The organism is Luteolibacter yonseiensis (assembly GCF_016595465.1).
GTDB lineage: Bacteria > Verrucomicrobiota > Verrucomicrobiia > Verrucomicrobiales > Akkermansiaceae > Luteolibacter > Luteolibacter yonseiensis.
In genome coordinates this window covers 1,349,358-1,371,418 of sequence record NZ_JAENIK010000011.1, presented here as the reverse complement: position 1 = coordinate 1,371,418, position 22,061 = coordinate 1,349,358, and the positions used below count along the sequence as shown (strand labels likewise).

Annotated in this window: 5 protein-coding genes; 3 read left to right on the top strand and 2 right to left on the bottom strand. The window is 62.7% G+C overall.

Going from position 1 to position 22,061, the window contains the following annotated elements:
- Nucleotides 1-42: 42 nt before the first annotated feature.
- Entirely contained in the window at nucleotides 43-477 is a 435-nt protein-coding gene (locus JIN84_RS15370; protein ID WP_200351926.1) for a DUF2383 domain-containing protein, read from the bottom strand.
- 425 nt (nucleotides 478-902) lie between these two features.
- Between JIN84_RS15370 and JIN84_RS15365 the strand changes: the two genes are divergently transcribed.
- From JIN84_RS15365 to JIN84_RS15355, 3 genes are all read left to right on the top strand, one after another.
- Nucleotides 903-1,763 (top strand): response regulator transcription factor, encoded by an 861-nt coding sequence (locus JIN84_RS15365; protein WP_200351925.1) that lies wholly within the window; start codon nucleotides 903-905, stop codon nucleotides 1,761-1,763.
- 88 nt (nucleotides 1,764-1,851) lie between these two features.
- Nucleotides 1,852-20,169: an Ig-like domain-containing protein gene (locus JIN84_RS15360; RefSeq protein ID WP_200351924.1), complete on the top strand. Its 18,318-nt coding sequence runs from the start codon at nucleotides 1,852-1,854 to the stop codon at nucleotides 20,167-20,169.
- A 29-nt stretch (nucleotides 20,170-20,198) separates the two neighbouring features.
- Nucleotides 20,199-20,891: a proprotein convertase P-domain-containing protein gene (locus JIN84_RS15355; RefSeq protein WP_200351923.1), complete on the top strand. Its 693-nt coding sequence runs from the start codon at nucleotides 20,199-20,201 to the stop codon at nucleotides 20,889-20,891.
- 232 nt (nucleotides 20,892-21,123) lie between these two features.
- Here JIN84_RS15355 and JIN84_RS15350 read toward each other — a convergent pair whose 3' ends face one another.
- On the bottom strand, nucleotides 21,124-22,053 hold the full coding sequence (locus JIN84_RS15350; protein ID WP_200351922.1) for a polysaccharide deacetylase family protein: 930 nt from the start codon (nucleotides 22,051-22,053) through the stop codon (nucleotides 21,124-21,126).
- Nucleotides 22,054-22,061 lie beyond the last annotated feature (8 nt).

Genomic DNA, 22,061 nt, shown 5'->3' with positions numbered 1-22,061 from the left:
GGAGCCGTCCTCTCCCTGCCGGATGCAAAGCTTCCGGTTTTCTCAGGTGGGCAGCGCCTCCAGCAGAGCGACATGCTTTTGCAGCCGTGGAATATGAATGTCACGGAAGACGATCTTCATCTCTGTCATCACCCCCGGATCATTGAGAGCCTCTTCATATTCATCGATTCCGTGCTCCTCACCTTGAATGAGGACCGCTACGGCAGGTGACTTGCCTAGAAGCGTGGCCACGCCCTCGACGGCCTGGGCGAACTTGCCCCATGCGCCTGATTCCGAATCGGGCGTCGCCCCCATTTCGGACAGATGGCTGCGGAGCGTGTCCGCGCTTCTCTGATGGTCTTCCTTTATTTGCTGTAATATCGAGCGGGAGTTCGAGTTGTCGAATTTACCCAGAGCCTGGGTATAGGTTTCAACGGCGGAGATTTCCCCGCGAAGGAGTTTGTTGCATGCTTCGATGCAGGATTGGGTATTGTTCATGGTGGAATTTTGGTTGTCGCAATTCATCCAGCAATCGATGTTCCCAACGCAGCTATAAGGAATCCAACGAGCCAGCGGCCTGAATATCATGCATTTCCCTCCCAAGGTCATGTCTTTTGCACCCTCCGATCATGATCTTGTCGAGGGATTCGATCGCACCTCCGCTCCTTTGATACAAATACGTTTCCAGAGTTGGAAAGACGAGCCGCTCTTTCTGTTCCCCGCCACCCGCGGGTCCACATGCAGCGGACACCGGATCCGCTCTTTGCGGGCGAAACCTCGCCAGACCCGCGCGGGCTCCGCCCCAAATAAAAACCGATCAGGCTTGAACATCGCACCGGATATCCCGATTAGCTTCGTGCGGTATATTTTGTTTTTCACCCGACCCCTTCGCGTAAAGCGCCGGCATTCCCCCTCCACCCCTCATGCCAGCCACGAACTCCGTCCGCGATTCCGCCTTCGATCTCTGGAAGCATCTCACAGGATATCCCGCGAGCCAGACCGATGCCGCCCTGACGGATCTCCAGGAATGGATTTCGAAAGCCATCGACGCCGACAACGTGATCTGGATCGGCGCCGTGCGCGTGCTGCATGGCAAGGAAGGAAAAAAGGACGCGTTCCTGGGCTGGCGCCTGCGTGACCGCGTCGCCCTGAAACCCGATCCGGAGCCATACAGGAAGCAGCTCGCCCAATACTACGATACGGAACATTATGGCAAGCTGACCCCGACCTACTACGAACGTTCGCACGAGGAGAAGAAGGAGGATCATGTCGGCATGGACAGCCGGGCATCCATGTCCGGCTGCGGCCATTTCCGGGTGTTCCGGATCCGGGACAAGAGATTCCTCGACTTCGCGGAGTTCAAGAAAACCCCGCATTACAAACGCTATTATGAGGACGGCGGCATCACCGACCGGATATTGGTCGGTTTTCCCGTAGGCCCGGATCACGAGTCCCTTTTCTTGATCGACCGCTTCCACGCGAAGCCCCCCGCCCGGCTGTTCACTCTCCGCGAGGCCACCCTGGCCGGTGATGCGGTGCGCGGCGTGCCCGAGCTGCACCGCCGTCTGTTTCTGGGAAACGGGCTCATGATGGGCGACAAGCTGCTGAGCCCGATGGAGCGGCAGATCCTGCGGGGACTGCTGAACGGTCTGGCTGAAAAGGAAATCGCGATGTCCACCGGCCAGCAGGTGACCACCCTTCACAAATATGTGACAGCTCTTTACACACGCTTCGGCGTGAAGAGCCGTCCCGGCCTGATGGCCCTGTGGCTGGGTGTGAAATAGCGGATTACAGACGTGGGGTTCCTCTCCCTCTATTTAGAGGACTATTCGTTGCGGATGATCCCGAGCAGCATCCGCGATCCTTCCGTCGATGAGTCTACAACCCGCCCTAGCCCGCCGCGTCCCGCGCTGCGTATCTGTGTTTGTCTTGCTGTTCCTGGCATTTGTTGCAACGCAAGCCGCCTCGGCCCTGCAGATCGTCCATGTCGATTCCGACGCGCCAGCCGGGGGCAACGGCGGTTCGTGGGACTCGGCGTATGCCGACCTTCCGACGGCGCTGTCCCGGGTCAATCCCACCCCGGCGAATCCGGTTGAAATCTGGATCAAGCGGGGTACTTACAAGCCGACCACCGGTACCGACCGCAACGCCACCTTTTTACTGAAAAGCTTCCTCACCCTGCGTGGGGGTTTCCTGGGAATCGAGGGATCGGCGGCCCAACGCGTCCGCGCGTCCGGCAGCGAGACCGTGCTCAGCGGTGACATCGGCACGCCCGACCCGGACGCGGTCACCACGGATTCGCTCGCGGACTCCACCACCCTGCTGCCGGTGAATCCATCCCAGGACGCGGTCAAAGACAACAGCTACAATGTCGTCCGTGCCGTCGGTCTCAGCAGCATCACGCTTGACCAGGTTGTCATCACAGGAGGAGCCGCGCTCGACGAGGATATGGATTCGGTAAAGATCGAATCATCGGTCCAACTGGGTTCGGAGACCGGGTTCATGGTGGATCTGGAATCCAAAGTCGCGGGAGCAGGTCTTTTCTCCGTCAACTCCACCCTCGACATCACGGATTGCCTCTTCGTTCGGAACACCGCGCGTGGCCTCGGTGGCGCCATCGCCGCCCGCAACGGGGCGGTCAGCATCACGGAAAGTTCGTTCGCCCGCAACAGTTCGGCGCTGGCGGGCGGCGCGGTTTCCCTGCAGGACATCGGCACCACCGTGGTTTCGGGAAACAAGCTCTACGCCAACAGTTCCGGCCATCTGGCGGGAGCTCTCTGGGTCCAGAGTTCCGCAGGCTCGCCCACGGTCCGCGGCTATCTGAACCAACTGCTGATGGGTTTGATCACATCGACCGACCTGGCCCGCCTGAAAGAAGGTTTGATACCCGGTTTGGATCCGAAAAAACCTCTGACCATCCTGCAGCTCGGCAAGGAAGGATATGGGATCGGCAAAAGTATATATGATTTATATCAAAAGGTCCAGAACCAGGCTGTCGGCAAAGCGGAGAAAATCCTCGGCGCGCAGATCGGAGGCGCCGTCGCCAGCCTCGGGAACGTCTATGCCGGGGTAAGCATCGCGGTGGCTCTCATCGATTTCGGCGTCGAAATCGCCAAAGCCTTCGGTGTCAGCGCCAATGACCCGTTCATCCTCGGATGGACCCAGTTCAGCAATTTCTTCAATACCTACCTCTCACCCACCGGTTGGGCGAAACTGCTGTTGAACGCCATCCTCGGCGAGCCCGCCGTGGATCACAACAAGCTGGCGCAGCAGATCCGCAACCAGGACTACAAGGACAACCATAACAAGGTCGCGAGCAAGACCTTCGCCGACAACCGTTTCGAACTCAATTCCTCCACAGGCATGGGAGGCGCTGTCGTGATCATCCGCGCGAACATCAATCTGATCCGGTCCCATTTCATCAACAACGAGGCGATCGCAGGCGGCGGGGCGGTGGCGGCCTTCGGCTACAACAACGTCACCATCGAGAACAGCGCCCTCACCGGGAACCATAGCGTTCTCGGACACAGCGCCGTCTCCGCGGGCTCGCGGACGATCCTGCGCTGCGTGAACGACGCCTTCGTCGACAACCATTCCGATTCTCCGTTCGGTCGCGCGGTTTCGATCGAAACCGGAGCGGAGGGCGCCATCGGAAACAGCGTGCTCTGGAACAACACTTCGGGTCCGAACAAAACGGTGGGCTCGGACGTGTTCGCGGCACGCCGCGATGATCTGGATGACACCAAGGGCAAGATGAGCGTTATGGAACCCTACGCTGGCAATTTCTACACCGGGGAGCCGGCCGGGATGAGGGAGGTATTCTACGACACACCAAGCATCCGGGATTACTGCGACAGTGCCGGAGACGCGCGCGGTGCCTACTTCGGCACCTGCATCATCCACAACTGCGATATCCAGGGGCTGGACTCACTCACGCTGGGCAGCGAGTACTTCGGCAATTTCAAGAGCGGCCTCGAATATCTCACCCAAATGAAGGAACCCAATGTGGGTGAAGGCATCGCCCCCTATGCCGTGACATCCGGGACGAATTTCGCTCGAGACCCGATGTTCCTCAATGGAGTGCAGCCCCATCCCCTCTCCCCTCTTGTCGATGCCGCCACCACCAGCATCCTCTTCAGCACCTTTGTCAACGGTCTCTACGATCTCAACGGAAACCGGCGCGACACCCATCCGCCGATCGACATCGGTCCCATCGAGAATGACGGCGGGTTCCCTGCCGATACGGTCTTTTATGTAAACTCCGCGCGCACCACCCCGGCCCCCGAAACCGGACTGACCTGGGAAACGTCTTTCAAGACGCTCGGCGCGGCGCTGCGGCAGCCGCTCACGCCCGGCGGCCAGATCTGGGTGGCGAAGGGCACCTACCGCGTCGCGGGCGGCGATACCACCTTCACGCTGAAGCCCGGCATCTCGCTCATCGGCGGATTCAAGGAAGGTGATGATGACATCACGCAGAGCCAGCCTCTCGTCAACCACACCATCATCAGCGGAGAAACCGGCAACAGCGGGAGGGAGGATAACACCACCACGCTTCTTACCGGCATGGAGTTCCTGCAGCGCGACCCGGGTGGGGACGTCTATTCCATCTACGCCCGCCGGGCCGCACTGCCAAGGCTGATCCAAGGCTTTGAATTCACCGCGGCGGAAGGTGGCCCCGCCGTGAAAGTCATCGCGCCGGTGGTGATCAGGAACTGCAGCTTTTACGACAACCACGGCCCGGACCGCGCGCTCGCGATCCACCGTCTCGACGACCACAACCGCTACGCAGCCCAGGTCATCGACTCATCCTTCACCGGAAACAGCGGTGGTGCGATCGACTCCGATGTCTTCAACCTGGATCTGGTCCGTTCCGAGTTCAAATACAACACCGCTCCGCTCGGAGCCGGCCTGTATCTCCATACCACCGATCACGCGCGTCGCGGGTCCACCCGCATCGAGCGCTGCGTTTTCGTGGGCAATGCCGCCACGGCAGGCCGCGGCGGTGCGATCCACGCGGAGTATGACGACATCCAGTCCGGCCGCACCCTGCGGATCGCCCACTGCGTCATCGCCTACAACAGCGCGACCCCCGCCGCTGGCGACAGCTCCAATCTTGGCGGCGCCGGTCTCTGGTTACCCACCGATCCCTCCCCGCGCGGCAAAAGCGGGGTTTCCATCACGAACTCGATCCTCTGGGGCAACCGGCTCGCGGGCACCTTCCCCGCGACCACCTTGGAGCGCCAGCAGCTCGCCGTTCCCATTTATCCCGCCTATTACAACATGCTCGCACCTCTCCTGTTGAACAACGACATCGAAGGACTCGACCAATACACCACCCTCGCCGGAGCTACGGGGAACATCGACTTCGATCCGGTGTTCAACTCCGACTACACCGTCGCGGCGGATTCCATGGTCCTCAACCGTGGCGCGGAATACAGTTCCGCTCTCGATACGACCGCGGCGTTCGGACTCGCCGCCGATATGGGTGCCTTTGAAAACCCAACCGTCGAGCTTCCGCGACTGTTCATTCCGCTCCATTTCGAGACCCAGGCTCCCACGGAAAACGGGCGTATCTACAAGCTCAGCCTATTCAATGGAGCCTTGACCAGGACAAATTTCGTCTGGGAAGTGAAGCGTCCGGGCGGCGGTGGATACGTCCCGGTGGTCGCGGATGCCTTCACCTCCTGGTCTGGCGACGCCACCCTCACCTTGACCAATCCTCCTTATAACTGGAACGGAAGCTTTTATCGCCTGAGAATGGTGAACGTGGATGGGAAACGCAGTTCCAGCACCGAGGTCAGAATAGACATCCAGCCATCCATCCTCTATGTGAAGGCAGGCGGCTCCGGCACCCGGGATGGCAGCTCATGGGACAATGCCATGGCAACACCTGCTCCCGCACTTGCCATTTCCCCGGCCTATACCCGCATCTTCGTCGCCGCCGGAGACTACACCATGCTCCCTTCCGGTGCCCAACCCGGCGTGCGCCTCTACGGCGGCTTCACCGGAACGGAAAGCAGCGCCAGCCAGCGCGTCCGGGGCGCCAACGAGACAATTCTCCGCTGCACCACGCCGGACGTTCCCATGATCGGCATCGAGGGCACCGCCCCTCTTGGCAATCTCATCGATGGCTTCACCGTCAAGGGAGCCGCCACCGTCGGCACCCCCAAGTCCTCTTGCATCAGCGTCGTGGGAACGAACACCACTTTCTCCGATGTCCGCTTCGCCTTCGCGGGGATCCGCCAGACGGCGATCCTCTCCATCCGCGGCACCACCGTGATCTCGGATTGCTCGTTCACGGATGGCCGGGCAACCCCGGTCCTGGCCAGCAGCGGCACCCTGCGGGTGGACCACTCCACCTTCACGGACAACGGCATTACCCGCGTGGGGGGCCTGCGCGCCGGTGCCATCCTCGCGGAAGGCGGTGGTGGCCTCACGGTCACCGATTCCACCTTCACCAACAACTCCGGACACGTCGCGGGAGCGATCAATCACGAGCACACCGGCCCCTTCGGTCCGGCCGGCGGGCTCGCGTCCATCGAGAGATGCCGTTTTATCGGAAACTCCGGTGGCGCGGGAGCTGTCCACCTGCAATGCCCGGGCAACCATCTCATCCGGAACTCGGTCTTTTCCGACAACCGGGCGATCCCGACAGACAGCTCCAGCGGCTGGGGTGGCGCGATCAGGGTCGCGCGCGACGCCGTTCTCACCGTCAGCCAGAGCACGCTGGTGGGGAACTCCGCTTTCACCAACGGAGGAGCCATCGACGGCACCTATCTCACCACCGGATCCTGCACCCTGATCCATTCCATCGTCTGGGGCAACTCGGGACCTGCTACCGGGACAGCTCTCGTAGGAGTCAAAACCATCACCAACAGCCACGTGCAGGGACTCACCTCCTACGATCCGCTGCTGGATCCCGCCGGAGGTTCCGACCATCCTCTTGCTTTGGGCTCGCCGCTGATCAACTCGGCCGGCACGAATGCCACCATCTCCGGAACCACCGATCTCCAAGGAGGCACACGCTTCTACAACACGGAAGCCGATCTCGGCTCCAGCGAATTTTCCGCCCCATCCCCCGCCAAGGTTTACCTCCGGATCCGGCCCACAGACCAGGAGCTCTTCGAAGAACGTCCGGCCAGTTTCTCCGCCAGCGCCAGCATCGGCAGCAATACCGGCAGCACCCCGGTCGAATGGAAATACTTCGACGGCACCTCTTATGTTCCGGTATCCGGACTCCCCGGATTCACCGTCTCCATGGCCAATGGTGTCAGCACCCTCGCCCATCCCGCGGTGACCCTGGCGATGAGCGGAAGGAAATTCATGGCCACCTTCCCCGCCGCTCCAGGGGTGGAAATCCCCTTCACCCTTACCGTGAAGCCGCGGCTCGTTTTGTATGTCGATGGCCGCATCGATCCTTCCGGAGACGGGAAATCATGGGCCACCGCCTTTAAAACCATTTCCCAAGCCTTCGCCGCCGCGACCGCCGACACCAATATCTGGGTCGCCACCGGCGATTACGTCGAGGCCAACCTCACCCCGCCATCCGGCGCCCGCCTCCTTGTCGGCTTTGCCGGAAATGAAACCGAGGAAGGCCAGCGGAATCCGACCGCGAACCCGATCCGTCTCGGCACTCCTCTGGCCGATCGCTCGCTGGTGGTGGATGACACCACCACCTTCCTCCCGCCCACCCCTCTCAATCCGGGCCAGGAGGGCCGCTGGCAGGTTGACCGCGGCGACGGGGTCTTTGTCGATCTCACCCCGGACGCCTGGCACACGCTCACCCTCATCAACGGTGTTCCCGGTCTCACGATCCTCGGCAATCCCGCATTCGTCGGCTACCGCTACCGGCTCGTGGCTTCGGAAAACGGTGCCGAAGTTTTCACCTCCCTCCCGGCAACGGTCACCGTCATTCCGAGATATCTCGTTTACGTCGATGCCGGGGTCACCGGTGGCAGCCATGATGGCAAGGACTGGGAGAACGCCTTCAGCGATCTCTCCACCGCTCTCGCGGCCTACCCCGCCTTCGCCGATTTCAAGGTGGCGGAGGGAACCTATGTCGCCCCGGCGGATGGCGGCTTCGCGCTGCGCCGCAGCCTCACCCTTACCGGTGGCTATCTCGCGGGCACGGAAACACGCGATCCCGCCGTCCACCGCACCATCCTCCGGTCACCCGGCTCAGCCACCTCCCGCGCGACCACCCTCTACTCAACCGCGGATCGTGGCATGGTCGATTCACTTTCCATCATCGATGGCTTCGTCTTCCGCAATGCCGGGCTGGGCATCGGTCTCAAGGCCGCGTCGCCGGTGATCCGCAACTGCCGCTTCGAGGCGCTCGTCAGCGCCATCGACATCGCCGATGGAAACCCGGTCGTCGAAAACAGCATCTTCACCGACCAGTTCGACACGGCGATCAATAACAAAGGGACATCCCTGCTGACCGTCTCCGGCTGCCACTTCGAGCGCAACGGCGCCGGAATCCCCGGCCGCACCGTGGTCTACGGCAGCGCGATCGTCGTCGGCACCTACGCGACCTCCGGTGCGAACAATACCCGGGCGAAGGCGGTGATCTCCGACAGCACTTTTTCCAACAACCTGGCCCCCACCTCCGGCCCCGCCGTAGCGGTGTCCTCCGCCGCGGTGCTGGATGTCACCCGCTGCCGCTTCACCACCAACGCGCGGGGAGGCATCACGGCCGGACCGGCTTCGACGGTGGATGTCAGGCAGTCGCTCTTCGACCACAACGGCCAAGGCGCCATCAATGCCAATGGCTCCCTGCGGGTATCTTTCTCGACGCTCGCCCTTAACAGCGGCGGAGCGGCCATCGATACCTACGGCAATACCGAGGTCCGCGACAGCATCCTCTGGGGCAACAGCTACAACGGCGCATCCGACAGGGAGGAATATCAGTTCAGGCAATCCCAAGGAACCTCCACGCTCTCCCACAACATCATCCAGGGCCTGAAGAAACTGGCCGGCACCAGCCTGCTTCCGTTCGATCCCCGCTTCGCCGATGCCCCCAATGGCGACTTCCGCCTCGCCCCGGACTCCCCCGCCATCGACAGCGGTCTCGGCGCGGATCTCCTCGAAGGAGAAACCGATCTCTCCAATGCCAGCCGCCTCTCCGGCGCGGCTCCGGATCTCGGTGCCTTCGAGGCCGCCACCGGCACCACTCCGGAATATGGCTTCGTCCTGCCCGCCTCCTTGTCAGGCCCGGTCGGCAGCACCCTCACCGTCGCCCACACCGCACCTCCCGGCAGCTCGGTGGTTTGGCAGTATTCCAGCGATGGCATCGCCTGGAGCTCCATCAACCCGACCGGTGGTTCCGCTTCCAGCCCTCCGGGAGCCTCGGCTTCCGTGAAATCCCTCAGCCAGCTCACGCTCGCGTCCATCAAGCCGCCGCTCGACGGCATCTCGCTTCGTCTGGTGCTCGATATCAGCGGCATCTCCTACATCTCGCAGACGATTTCCGTCTCCGTGGTGCCGTTCAAGACTCTTTACGTCGATGCCAACGCCGCCTCTCCCGGCGACGGCAGAACCTGGGACACCGCCTTCAAGAACCTTTCCGACGCGCTGAATTCGGCGGATCAGGTCCATCGTAAAATCGAAATCGCCAGGGGCACCTACCACGCACCCGCCGCTTCGTTCCAGCTTTCGGGCTTCGAAGTCCGTGGCGGCTGGCCCACCGGTGGCATAGGTCCCCGCGATCCCGCCGCGAATGAAACGATCCTCACCGGCGTACCCGCCGGAGGCGGCACCCGTGCCCCGATCGTCGTGACCATCGCTCCCGGCGGACTGATCCCGGCCCTGCTGGAGGGCGTGACCATCGAGAACGGCGGCACCGGCATCCGGGTGGGCAACACCCTGCCCGACCTGCGCGACCTCATCGTGCGCGGCAACAGCAACACCGGCCTCGTGGTCGAGTCGAATCCCCCGCTTTCCGGCGGGCGTGTCGAAAATTCAATCTTCGAGAACAACACCGGTGTCCAAGGCGGCGGCATCCGCCTCGATGGCAGCGTTCCCACCTTGGAACGCGTCATCGTCCGTGGCAACACGGCGGCCGAAGGCGGCGGCATCCATGTCAGTTCCCAAGGCCCGGTCTTCACCTCCCTGCTGGTCACAGGAAACGTGGCGGATACCGGCGGCGGCGTGTATGCCGCGGCCGCTGCCCGCTTTGACCAGGCCACCATCGCCGGAAACCGCTCCCGCGTGAGCGCGGGCATTCACGGCAGGACCACGGTGTCGCTCCGCGACAGCATCGTCTGGGGCAATCGCGCGACGGAAGCGGGAAGCGATCCGCAACTCGGCGGCAACCATCCTCCTTCCGTTTACACCAACCTCAGCCGCACCATCGTCGAGCAGACCTCCGTTTCCAGCGGAGTAATGTTCCACGATCCAATCTTCGTATCGCCCGTGGACGCGGCATCCGCCCCCACCACCGCCGGAGATTACCGGCTCCGCGCCGTGTCCCCCGCCATCGATGCCGGGGATGACGCCGTGGTCACCGGCCGCTCCCTCGATATCGCAGGGAACCCGCGCGTCGTCGCTAACGTCGATCTCGGGGCCTACGAGTCCCCGTTCACCGCACCAGCCGCCCCGCTGGCCGTCACCCGCCAGCCGGAAAATCTCCAGTATCGCATCGGCGGCACGAACAACACCTTCACCGTGGCCGGAACCGGAGCGGAGTCGATCCGCTGGGAGTACGCGCTGCCCGGTGGAGAATGGCTCACGCTGGTCGGAGTTTCCGGCTTCAGCGGCGCGGACTCCGCCACACTCGTCCTTTCCTCGTTGGGAGCGGACATCAGCAGCGCGCGCATCCGCGCCGTGCTCACCTCCGCGGATGGCAGCAAGGTTTACTCAGAGGAAAGAACACTCACCGTTTACTCGCCGCGCTACTATGTGAATGCCAACCGCAACGGGTCCGAACCTGAAAACGGTCTCACCTGGGCGACCGCCTATCGCTCGCTGGATGCGGTGCTCGCTCTTCCGTATGATTCCGAAGGCACGGAAATCTGGATCGCCGCCGGGACCTATAGGCCCGCCACCTCGTTCGTGCTGCGACCCGGCACCAGCGTTTACGGCGGCTTCGCCGGAACGGAAACCCAGCTGTCCGACCGCGATCTGGCGGCACATGTCACCGCATTCGCCGGTTCCGCAGGTTCGTCGCCCATCGTCAGCATTCCGTTCGTGAATGTCACCATGCAGCCGGTCCGGATCACTGACGTGACCTTCCGCGACTCCGGCAGCTACGGCATCAGCTATGGTGCGAATTTCCCGCTGAACCTGGACCGCGTCCATTTCACCCGTCTCGGCACCGGTCTCTACCAGACCAGCGGCACCGCCAACATCACCCGCAGCAGCTTCACCAGCAACCAATCCGCGATCTACTCCAAGGTAAGCGCCCTCGACGTCCGTCTCACCGAATTCCGAGGGAACGGCGGCGGCAACGGTACGCCGGTGGTCCACATTCCACAAGGCGGCCAGAGCCAGCTATTTGAAAACTGCCTCTTCGCCGGGAACAGCACCACATCGGTATATACGCGTGGCCTCACCACCCTGCGTCATGTCTCCCTTGTCAACAACCTCGGAGGCACCGCGCTGGATGCTGGTTCCAACGTCACCTTGAACAACTCCATCATCTGGGGCAACCGCACCGCAGGTTCCACCACCGTGCCGGCACAGGCGGCGGGTTCCATTTCAGGTGCTTCAAACGTGATCGAACTCGCCACCTCGCTTGAACCTATCTTTGTCGGTCCGGTCCCTGCGGCGGCCGCACCCACCTTGCTCGGCGACTATCAGCTCGATGGAGCCAGCCATGTGATCGAAAGCGGCACGAACGCCGAATCCAACACCTCCGGAACCGACCTCGCCGGAGCTCCCCGGCTGCACGGCGCGCAGGTCGATCCGGGCGCCTACGAGTATCAGTCCGATCCGTATTTCATCACCCCGCCTGCCAACGCGGTCGCCACCATCGGTGGCACGGTGCGCTACACCGTATCCGCCACCGCGGTCGTGGAAAGTTACACATGGCAGGAAAGCGTGGACGGCACAACCTGGACACCGCTCACCGACGGAGCGGTCTTCGCCGGCAGCAACACCGCCGCCCTTTCCGTCACCGGGGACAAGACCCTCGCCGGTCATCGCTACCGCGCCGTCCTCCGGTTTCCGGATGGACCGGAACTCCCGTCCGAAGCCGCCCGCTACGATTTCGTCAGCCTCGATTCGGTCACCACCGCAGGCTTCGCCACACCGGCGGTCTTCACCTCCACCGCCAGTGGCAATGTCACCAGCTATCAATGGCAGGTCAGCGTGAACGGCGGTCCCTTCGCCAATGTGGCGAATGATCCGGCTCACTCGGGTGCGACCACTCCCGTTCTCACGATCGCCGGTAACAGCGCCTTCACCAACCGGACCTATCGCGTCAGGGTCACCTTCTCCGGCAGTCCCACCACGAATTCCAACAGCCTCGCCTACCTCTATGCGGAATTCACCGCCACCCCTTCCGGCGTCGTCCGCAATGGCACGCTCGCTTATGGCGGCAGTGGGTTCGGTTTCGAGCTTCCCGGCATCGACACCGCCACTTTGAACCCCGCTTCCGTTTCCGCACAGACCCGGTTCAGCGGTCGTGCGGGCCTAACTGCGCCGGTTGTCACCGGCAGCCGCATCGCCTTCGAATTCCTCAAGGATCTCCACGCCGGTGAACACGTCACCGTCACCACCTCCGCGGCCCTCACGGCCGGTGGCATCACCGCCCGCCCGCAGGTCTGGGAATTCGTCAAAGGCGTCCGCAGCGGTGCCGGTGTCTTCGATCACACGGCACCCGTTTCCGGCGCACCTGCGGCCGCCACCACTTTCGCCCTCGCCGATCTCGATGGAGACGCGAATGCCAGCATCGACGCGGTGGTCGCCGGTCCCGCTGGAAACCAGGTCTATCTCAATGACGGGTCCGGCAACTTCAGTGCCAGCGGCCCGGCTTTTGGAGCGGCGGATGCCACATCCATCGTCCTCGGCAGCTTCACCTCCGCAGGCAGGCTTGATGCCGCAATCGCCAATGCCGATGGTTCGATCGGAATCTGGAGCAACAATGGGTCCGGTGTTTTCGTCCTTCTCCAGACCATCCCGGCAGGGTCCGCCAGAACACTCGCCCTTGGTGATCTCGATGCCGATGGCGATCTGGATCTGTTCGTGGCCCTCTCGGGCGGCAACCGCGTCTGTCTCAACAACGGCTCCGGCGGTTTCTCCGCCACCGGCTCCGTCTTCGGTGGAAACTCCGGCACCTCCGTCGCCATTGGTGACGTGGACAATGATGGACGCCTTGACGCCCTTGTCGGCGCGGGCACCACCAGTTCGCTCTGGATCAACCAGGGCAACGGCACTTTCAACGCCGCTTCCCAATCCTTCGCCAACCGCCCCGCCGACCGTGTGGCGATCGCCGACTTTGATCGCGACGGTTTCCCTGACCTGGTCTTCACCCGCACGAACGCCGCCACCCAGATCTGGCAAAATCAGAAAAATGGAACATTCGCTCCCTCCTCCACCTCCCTCGGCGGTGGAAACGCGGCACTCGCGACCGGCGACACCAATGGCGACGACATTCCCGACATCATCCTCACCGATGCGACCGGAGCCATCCGCACCTGGTCCGGCGGCGGTTTCTCCCGCACGGAAAACCAGCCGCAGCTCGCGTTCGACGACCGCATCCAACTGGCGGATCTCAATGGCGATGGCGCTCTCGATCTCTTCGGACTCGATGTCTCCGGCCAACCTGCGGGCTCGCTCTACCGCGTTGTCACCAGCACGGGAGACGAGGACACCGCCATTCCGCTGACCTCCACCGGCTTCACCCGCGAGACCGCTGCTCCTGTCACCCACGTCCGCATCGCTTCCCTACCCTCTCTCGGCAGCCTCAGCGACGGCGCGGCCACCGTCGGTATCGGCCGGACATTCACCTTGGCCGAAGCCGCGGCCCTCACCTTCCAACCCGGCGCGGATCTCCATGGTTTCGATTCCTTCACCTGGCTTGCCTCCACCGATGGCACCAACTTCGATCCCGCACCCGTTTCCTATTGGCTGATCATCGTTCCACAGGCTGACGCGGTGGTTCCCGGCACTGATTCCATCATCCTCGCCCAAGGCGGCACCGCCACCACGCTCGACGGCGGCGGAACCAGCGTCCTTGCGAATGATGCCAACGTCGATCCAGGGACCACGCTCTCCGCGTCCCTCGTCGGCCGTCCCGCCCACGGCACCCTCTCCCTGAATACGGACGGCACCTTCAGCTACCATCATGACGGCGGTGAGACACGGTCCGATCAATTCACCTACCGTGCGAGGAACAACACCAGCGGCCGTTTTGACGATGCGGTGGTCACCATCGCCATCGGCAACATCAACGACGCGCCGGTCTCCATCGACTTCGCGGAGGGAGGCACCCTCTACACCGGCCAGCCTGCCGGAACCACCGCCGGTTCGTTGGCCGCCATCGATCCGGATCCCGAGGATGAGGGACTGCTGACCTTCAGCGTCACTTCCGGTGACGGCTTCACCATCGAGGGAGATGTCTTGAAAACGTCAGCCACCCTCGACGCCTCCGCCGGTCTCAGCCGTGAGGTCGTCATCCGTGCCACCGATCCTGCAGGACTCTTCGTGGAGAAGGCCGTCACCATTTCCCTCACCCGGCCGCCCACAGCCCTGGCAGCCGGATTCACGACGGATGAGGACAGCTCCACCGCCACGCCGCTTGGCGGGACTGATGGCGCGGCGGCCCTCGCCTATGAAATCGTCGACGCACCCGCACACGGGTCCCTCACCGGCTCCGGTGCGGACATTTCCTACCAACCGGACCTCGACTTCAACGGCACGGACATCTTCACCTTCCGCGTCACGGATGGGGTGATCGTTTCCGCACCGGCCACCGTGATCATCACCGTCGATCCGGTGAATGACGCACCGGTCCTCGCGGGAGCGGAGCTTCCGGACACCACCGACGAGCTGCCAACCAGCGTGACCCTGACAGGTGCCGATGTGGATGGCGGCGCGCCGCAATATTGGATCGAAACCCAAGGCAATCACGGCACCTCGGTCATCGATGGCACCACACTCACCTACACCCCCACCCGCGACACCGTCATCCTGCCGACGTATGACTGGGTGATCATTTATGCCTACGACAACGGCGGGCTCCGTTCGATGACCCAGAGCGTCCGCGTCCTGGTCACTCCGGTCAACGATGCGCCGGTCCTGGCCGTCACGCCGACCTCCAGCCAGACCGACGTTCCCAAGGGAACGCCGATCACATTCAAGGCTACCGTCACCGATCACGACAGCACCTCCACACTCGCATTGACCACCCCGCCCGCCAGTGGCTCCTTGGAAATCCAGACCGATGGCACGGTCATCTACACCAACAATCCGGGCTTCACCGGCACGGATTCCTTCACCCTCACCGCCACCGATGGCGAACTGGATTCGGTCCCTGTCACGCTGGTGGTTTCCATCATCGATCCGGCACCCGTCGCCAGCGATACCTCCGTCACCGGAGATCAGCGCACCACCCTCCGAACCTTCCTCAACGGCTACGACATCCAGGGGGATGGACTCACCGCGGCGATCGTCAGCGGCCCCGCGCACGGCACCGTCTCGCTCGCTCCGCTGCACGTCCCGGGCCACGCCCTCGCCAGCTATGAAGCGGCCTACACGCCGGATGCGGACTTCTCCGGCACCGACTCGCTCACCTTCACCATGACGGATGCGGGAGGAAATGTCTCCGAACCGGCGACCGCCACCTTCATCGTCAGGGAAGTGAATGCCGCTCCGGTCGCCCTGCCGGTCACGAAATCCCAATCCGGACTTCTGCCGGTGATGGAACTGATCCTCTCCGGCACCGATACGGAGAACTCTCCGCTCAACTACCGCATCGTGACTCCGCCTCAGGCTGGCACGCTGAGCGGTTCCGGCCCGGACTTCACCTATACCCCGGCCACATCCCCGTTCGAGGGAGGAGATTCCTTCACCTACGTCGTCAATGATGGCGCGCGGGATTCCGCGGCGGCCACCGTCACCCTCACCTTCACCAACGAGCATCCGGATCCGACCACCGCACCGGACACCGCCACCGTCTATCGCGGCCTCAATGCGGAGATCGATGTCCTCGCCAACGATTCCGATCCATGGGGGAATCCATTGTTCATCGCCGCGGTCACCCCCGCCGCCCACGGCACCGTGACCCGTACCGGCAGCGGAGCCACCGCCCGCATCATTTACCAGCACGACGGTGGCGATGCGACCGAGGATTCCTTCACCTATACCCTCTCGAACTTCGAGACGACCATCGAGCAGGAGGTCTACGTCACCATCAAGGATCGCACCATCATCGTGGACAACAGCGCGGACTCCGGCCCGGGAACACTGCGTGAAGCCTTCGATACCGTGAACCGCCTCGCCACCACCCCGGCGGCTCCGGACAATGCCTTCCCTGTCTGGACCATCGAGGTGCATCCTTACCAGACGCCCGGCGAGCCCGGCCTCAGGTTCAACTACGATCTCCAGACCGCGGGCGAAGCCGATGAACTTCTCGGAGATTCCGCGCTTTTCCTCAGGGGCAAGGCCACCATCGAGGCATCCTCCGCCTACCCCATCGTCATCCGGCGCTCCGCCTACGCGGATGCCATGCGTGTCCTGCACATCACTCCGAGCGCGGAAGCGACCTTGAAAAACATCACCTTCGCGGGTGGCAAGGCCCATGAGGGCGCGGGCATCTACAACGAAGGAAAGCTCACGCTGGAGAACGTGGAACTCAGGGAGAACACCGCCACTTCCCTTGACGGCGACCCGGGTGCGGGCGGCGGTCTCTTCAACCGCAACGCCCCGGTCACGCTTGCCGGTGTCCGCTTCAACGCGAACCTCGCGGATGACGCCGCCGGTCTCCACAACCTCGCGGACGGCCCGTTCAAATCCGCCGTCATCACCGCCACCGAGGCCAGCTTCTCCGGCCAGGCACCCGTCACCGATTTCCGCTCCGTCGCCCTCAATGGAGGCAGCGCCTCGATTCTCGCCGGAGACCTGACGGCGCAGACACCCACCGCCCCTTGGTTCGGCCCGATCGGCGACACCACCATCCGCAAGCGTTTCTCCACCCTTCTGCCCGTCGTTCTCGGTAGCGGCCACACGCTCGCCTTCTCCGCCGATGACATCCCCGCCTACCAACGCAGTGTCACCATTGGTGGAAGCGGTGCCAGCCGGACACTCACCGCGATTTTCGCCGATACCCTCGCGGAAGGTTTCTATCCCGCCAGTGTCACCGCCAGCGGAAGCGGTGTGACGTTCACCCGCCAATTCGACCTCACCCTCGCTTCCGGATCGGATCAGACGCCCGTCCTGCGTGACGATTATCTCGCCGCCAGATATCAGGAGGACATCGACCTCACCAGCCTCGCGCTTGCCAACGACGAGGACCCCGATGGCACACCGCTGACCAACATCTCGATCGTCAACGGCCCTGGCTCCGGCACCCTCTACTACCAGCAGGGAATGCCGAGGCTCTATGTGAACGGCGACACCACGGTGAAGTACACCGTCTCCGGCACAACCTCATCCGCGGTGATCCACGTCAGGTCCAACCAGCCCCGCAATCCCGGCGTCACCACCGGCGATGACTCGGGCCCGGGCTCGCTGCGCGAGGGCATCGATCTATCCAACACCTACACCGCCCAATCCTGGTCGTTCAAGCCCTCCGGCCTTGCCAGACCATTGGTCGAAGCAAGCGGCATCGGCGACAATGATCCCGACACCGGCGCGTCCGCCTATCTCATCAAGGGAAATGTGGTCATCGACGGAACGAACCAACCTGGTTTCCTCATCCGCCGCACCGACGGCGCCCCCGCGATGCGGCTCTTCCACATCGCTCCGGGTGCCACTCTGACCCTGAAAAACCTCACCGTGGAAAACGGACTCTCGACCGCCGGCGGAGCCATCTACAACGAAGGCACCCTCATCCTTGAAGGGGCCATCCTACAGAACAACACCGCCTCCGCCACGGAAACCACCGCGGGTCTTGGCGGCGCGATCTACAACGCCGGAGGCACCGTCACCACCACCGGCTCCAGCCTTCTCTCCAATACCGCCGAATCCGTAACCGATCCCGTCCTGCCGGGACTCGGCGCGGCGATTTTCACGTTCAACGGCACGGTCACCCTCAACGGCACATCGATCATGGAGAACACCGCCGGTGAAGGCGCGGCGCTCTTCGCGGAGGGCAATGCGGGGCACGCCCGGGTTTACCTGACGAACAGCCGCCTTGGAAAATCCTTCGCCGCCTCCGACCTGAATTCCAGAACCAGCGCAGGCGGGCAGGTCTCCTTCCAGAACCGGACCAGCAGCATCGACCGCATCACCGGCCCATGGATCAGCCCGATCCCCGATCTCGTGATGGACTCCGCCAGCAGGCTGGACTTTTTCGCCAATGACCTGATCCCCGGCATGTCGATCCACGCCACCTCGGGTTACCAGGCCGTTGTTCCGGATTCCGGGCTGGTCATCACCGGCACCGGCCTCAACCGCCGGTTGGCGGTGAACGGCGCTCTTTCGGGTCTGAGCAACATCCACATCACCGCCACGGACGGCGGCGTCAGCTACGACCAGACGTTCATCGTTGCCGCGGACACCGGCGTGGTCACCAATCCGACGGCCAATCCGGACGTGGCGGAAATTTATCCCACCCAGAGCGCGGTCATCGACGTGGTGGCGAACGACACGGATCCCCTCGGCCTGCGCCTGCTGGTGACCTCCGTCACCGCCCCCGCCCACGGCACGGCCACCATCATGGAGGACGGAAGGATTTCCTACACCCACACCGGCACGGCGAGCCCCGGCACCGACGAATTCTTCTACACGGTCAGCAACGGCTTCGGCGGCACCGCCACCATCGGAGTCCAGATCCGGTTCAAGGTATCCACCCGCACCGTCACGACCATCTACGAACTCGCCACCGCGATCAACGAGATCAATGCCACCCCGGCGCTGCCGTGGACCATCGTCATCAACGCTGGGGTGATGCCCCTGCCATGGAACACCTTCAACGCCGTCAGCGACGGTGAATACTACACCGCCTTCCGCATCGCCGGAAACATCACCATCGACGCGTCTTCCTCTCCCGGGTTCACCTTGTTCTCACCACCGGGCGGTGGCGGCGGGCCTCCGAGCCGCGCCTTTTCGGTCAATCCGGGTGCGAGCCTCACCTTGAAAAATCTCAGCCTCTCCGGCGGCAATGTGCAGACGTTCGGCAGTGGCGGCGTGGGCGGTGCGGTGCGGAATCGCGGCACCTTCAACGCGGATCACGTCACCTTCCTTTCCAACAACGCCACCTCCGGCGATGCCCGCGGCGGAGCCCTCTACAATGATGGCGGCACCGCCGTCCTCACCGACTGCGTCTTCACCAGCAACACCGCCACCGGCACCACGGGCAGGGGTGGCGCGATCGTCTCCAAAAACGGATCGCTGGCCTTGACCCGTGTCACCTTCAGTGGAAACAAGGCCACCACCAGCGCCGATGATCTCTACCTCTTCGCGGATGGGAACGGCACGACGGCGAGCCTCCTGGTCACGGAGACGACGGTACCAGCCTTTGAAACGGCGACCTTCAACGGCGGCACCCTCTCCCTCACCGGGATCACGGCGAATGCCGCACCGGTCTTCGCGGGTTATGCCGTCAGCACCGCTTACCAAACCCCGACCACCATCTCCCTGTCCAAGCTGCTGGCCAAAACCACCGACACCGATCCGGTCTCCGTCCTCAGCGTCGGGTCTCCAACCAATGGAGGAAGCGTCAGCCTGCAATCCACCGGCATCCTCTACACTCCGCGCGGTGGATTCTCCGGCACCGCGACCTTCGCGGTGGTTCTTGCGGATTCGCGCGGTGCGAGGGTCGCCGGCACGGTTGCCGTGACGGTCCGCCCCGCCTCCGAAGGCGGTGGCGTGGGTGCCAATACTCCTGAACTGAGCTTCATGCCCGGCGGAAACGTGTCCCTCACCTTCCATGCCATCCCGGGGCGCGGTTACCTGCTCCAGCGCTCCACGGACATGATCAACTGGGACACCATCGCCACCCTCACCGCCGATGGCACCGGAAACATGGAATTCACCGACGAAGATCCCCCGAAACCCAACGGCTTCTACCGCCTGAAGCGCCCATGAACCACCATCGTCCCGCGCGAACCACTTCCATGAAGCCTCTTCTGCTCATCGCCCTGTTCGTTCCGCTCTGCACGGCCGCCCGTGCCGCGGTAACCTTCACCACCACGCTCAACGCCACCACGACCATTCCTGACAATGACGACACGGGCACCGTCAGCCACATGACCATCACTCCGGATACCGGAGACGTTCCCTCCGCCCGGCAAATCGAAATCATCACCAACGTCAGCGTCGGTCTCAATTTCAGCGACGGCTGGAACGGAGATCTCTTCGTCTATCTGGTCCATGACTCCGGCTTCGCGATCCTCCTCAACCGCATCGGCCGCGAGGAGGGAAACCCCGACGGCAACGGCACGTCGGGAATGGCCGTCACTCTCGACGACAGCGCGTCCGGCAACATCCACCAGCCTCTTTCCAACAGCGGCATCCTCACCGGAACCCATCAACCGGACGGTCGCAACACCGATCCCGATTCCGTCCTCGCCAGCGATCCCCGCACCGCGCTCCTTTCCAGTTTCAACGGTCTGAACGCCGCGGGCCAATGGACCCTCTTCGTGGCGGATCTCAATCCGGGCGACCAAAGCACCCTCCAAAGCTGGACCCTCACCATCACCGCCGTCCCGGAGCCATGCAGCGCCGCGCTGCTTCTCGGCGCATGCCTTCTGGCAGTCCGTCGCGGACGCCCGGCACCGCATGTCGGGAGCGAGGGTCGTCTGGGGTGAAAAGATCCGGGAATCGCACCTCCTCCCGCCATCCAGACGGTTGTCTCATCTGAATCCTTCAGTCCGAGAAGCCTTCCCAATTCAAGAGGAAAAACGTGGAAATCACCATCGAGATTGATAGAGTCGTCGATTTTTTTCCGTGAGATTCTCGCACCATTCCTAGTGCTGAACTCGGCTATAAACTCCTGCATTCGATGACTGCCACGTCACATTCATCGACAATTCAAGAATATCAGTTATTAAACATATGTGTGGGTGGTGAACGCGGAAGTTGTCTGCCCTGCGTCGCGATTTTTCCGGAACGACCATCAACGCAATCCATTACCATCTGACAGACAGGTGGGGGTTCGTTCTGACTCAGGAGATCTTTTGCCAAATTTTCCATTTTCACAAATTTCACCCCCTTCCTGTTGAATTTTTCCAACAACTCGGCGAAAAGCGGACGCTTCATCATGCCTTCGATTTCGGCATGGATGGTCATGACATTGGGCCGATCATGACTCAGAAGATTCATGTAATGCTGTACGATCTCCGTATCCGGATACTCCCGGCGTCCCAGAAGCTCGTCAAAGGTTGGCAGAGTCGTCGGAATCTCCAGAGTTTTATACACCCGGTTGTCAATCAGCGGGAAGTATGGGTGGCTTCCCCGCGAATCGCTGGCATAGAGCAGCGCGGCGTCGTCATAAACCTGCCGGCTGTTGCCATTCGCCTGCCACCCCGGAGCCCCGGCGGAGAGAGCGGATCGACCGAAAATACGCCGGAATTCGTCCAATGCCCGTCCGAATTCCAAACGGGTATCCCCGACTGACATTCCCAGCAGATGATCCTGCCACCGGAAATGGTCGTAGCAGTGAATCCCTGTTTCAAATCCCGCGTCCTCCACTTCGCGCATCACTTCCGCGTGGCGCTTTCCAATATGCGGAGCTGGAAGAAGAGTTCCGTTCAAAAGTGTGCGGATCCCGTACATTTTCACGACGCTTGTCCGGCTGACCTTTTTGAAAAAACCCGGCCGGAACACCCGCCGGATGGCCTTCCCCGTATTATCCGGACCAAGAGAAAACAGAAAAGTCCCGGTAGCGGAATACTCCTCAAGGAGAGAAACCAGCGACGGTACGCCTTCACGCGTCCCTCTCTCCGTGTCGACATCGATCTTGAGCGCCACAACCGGAT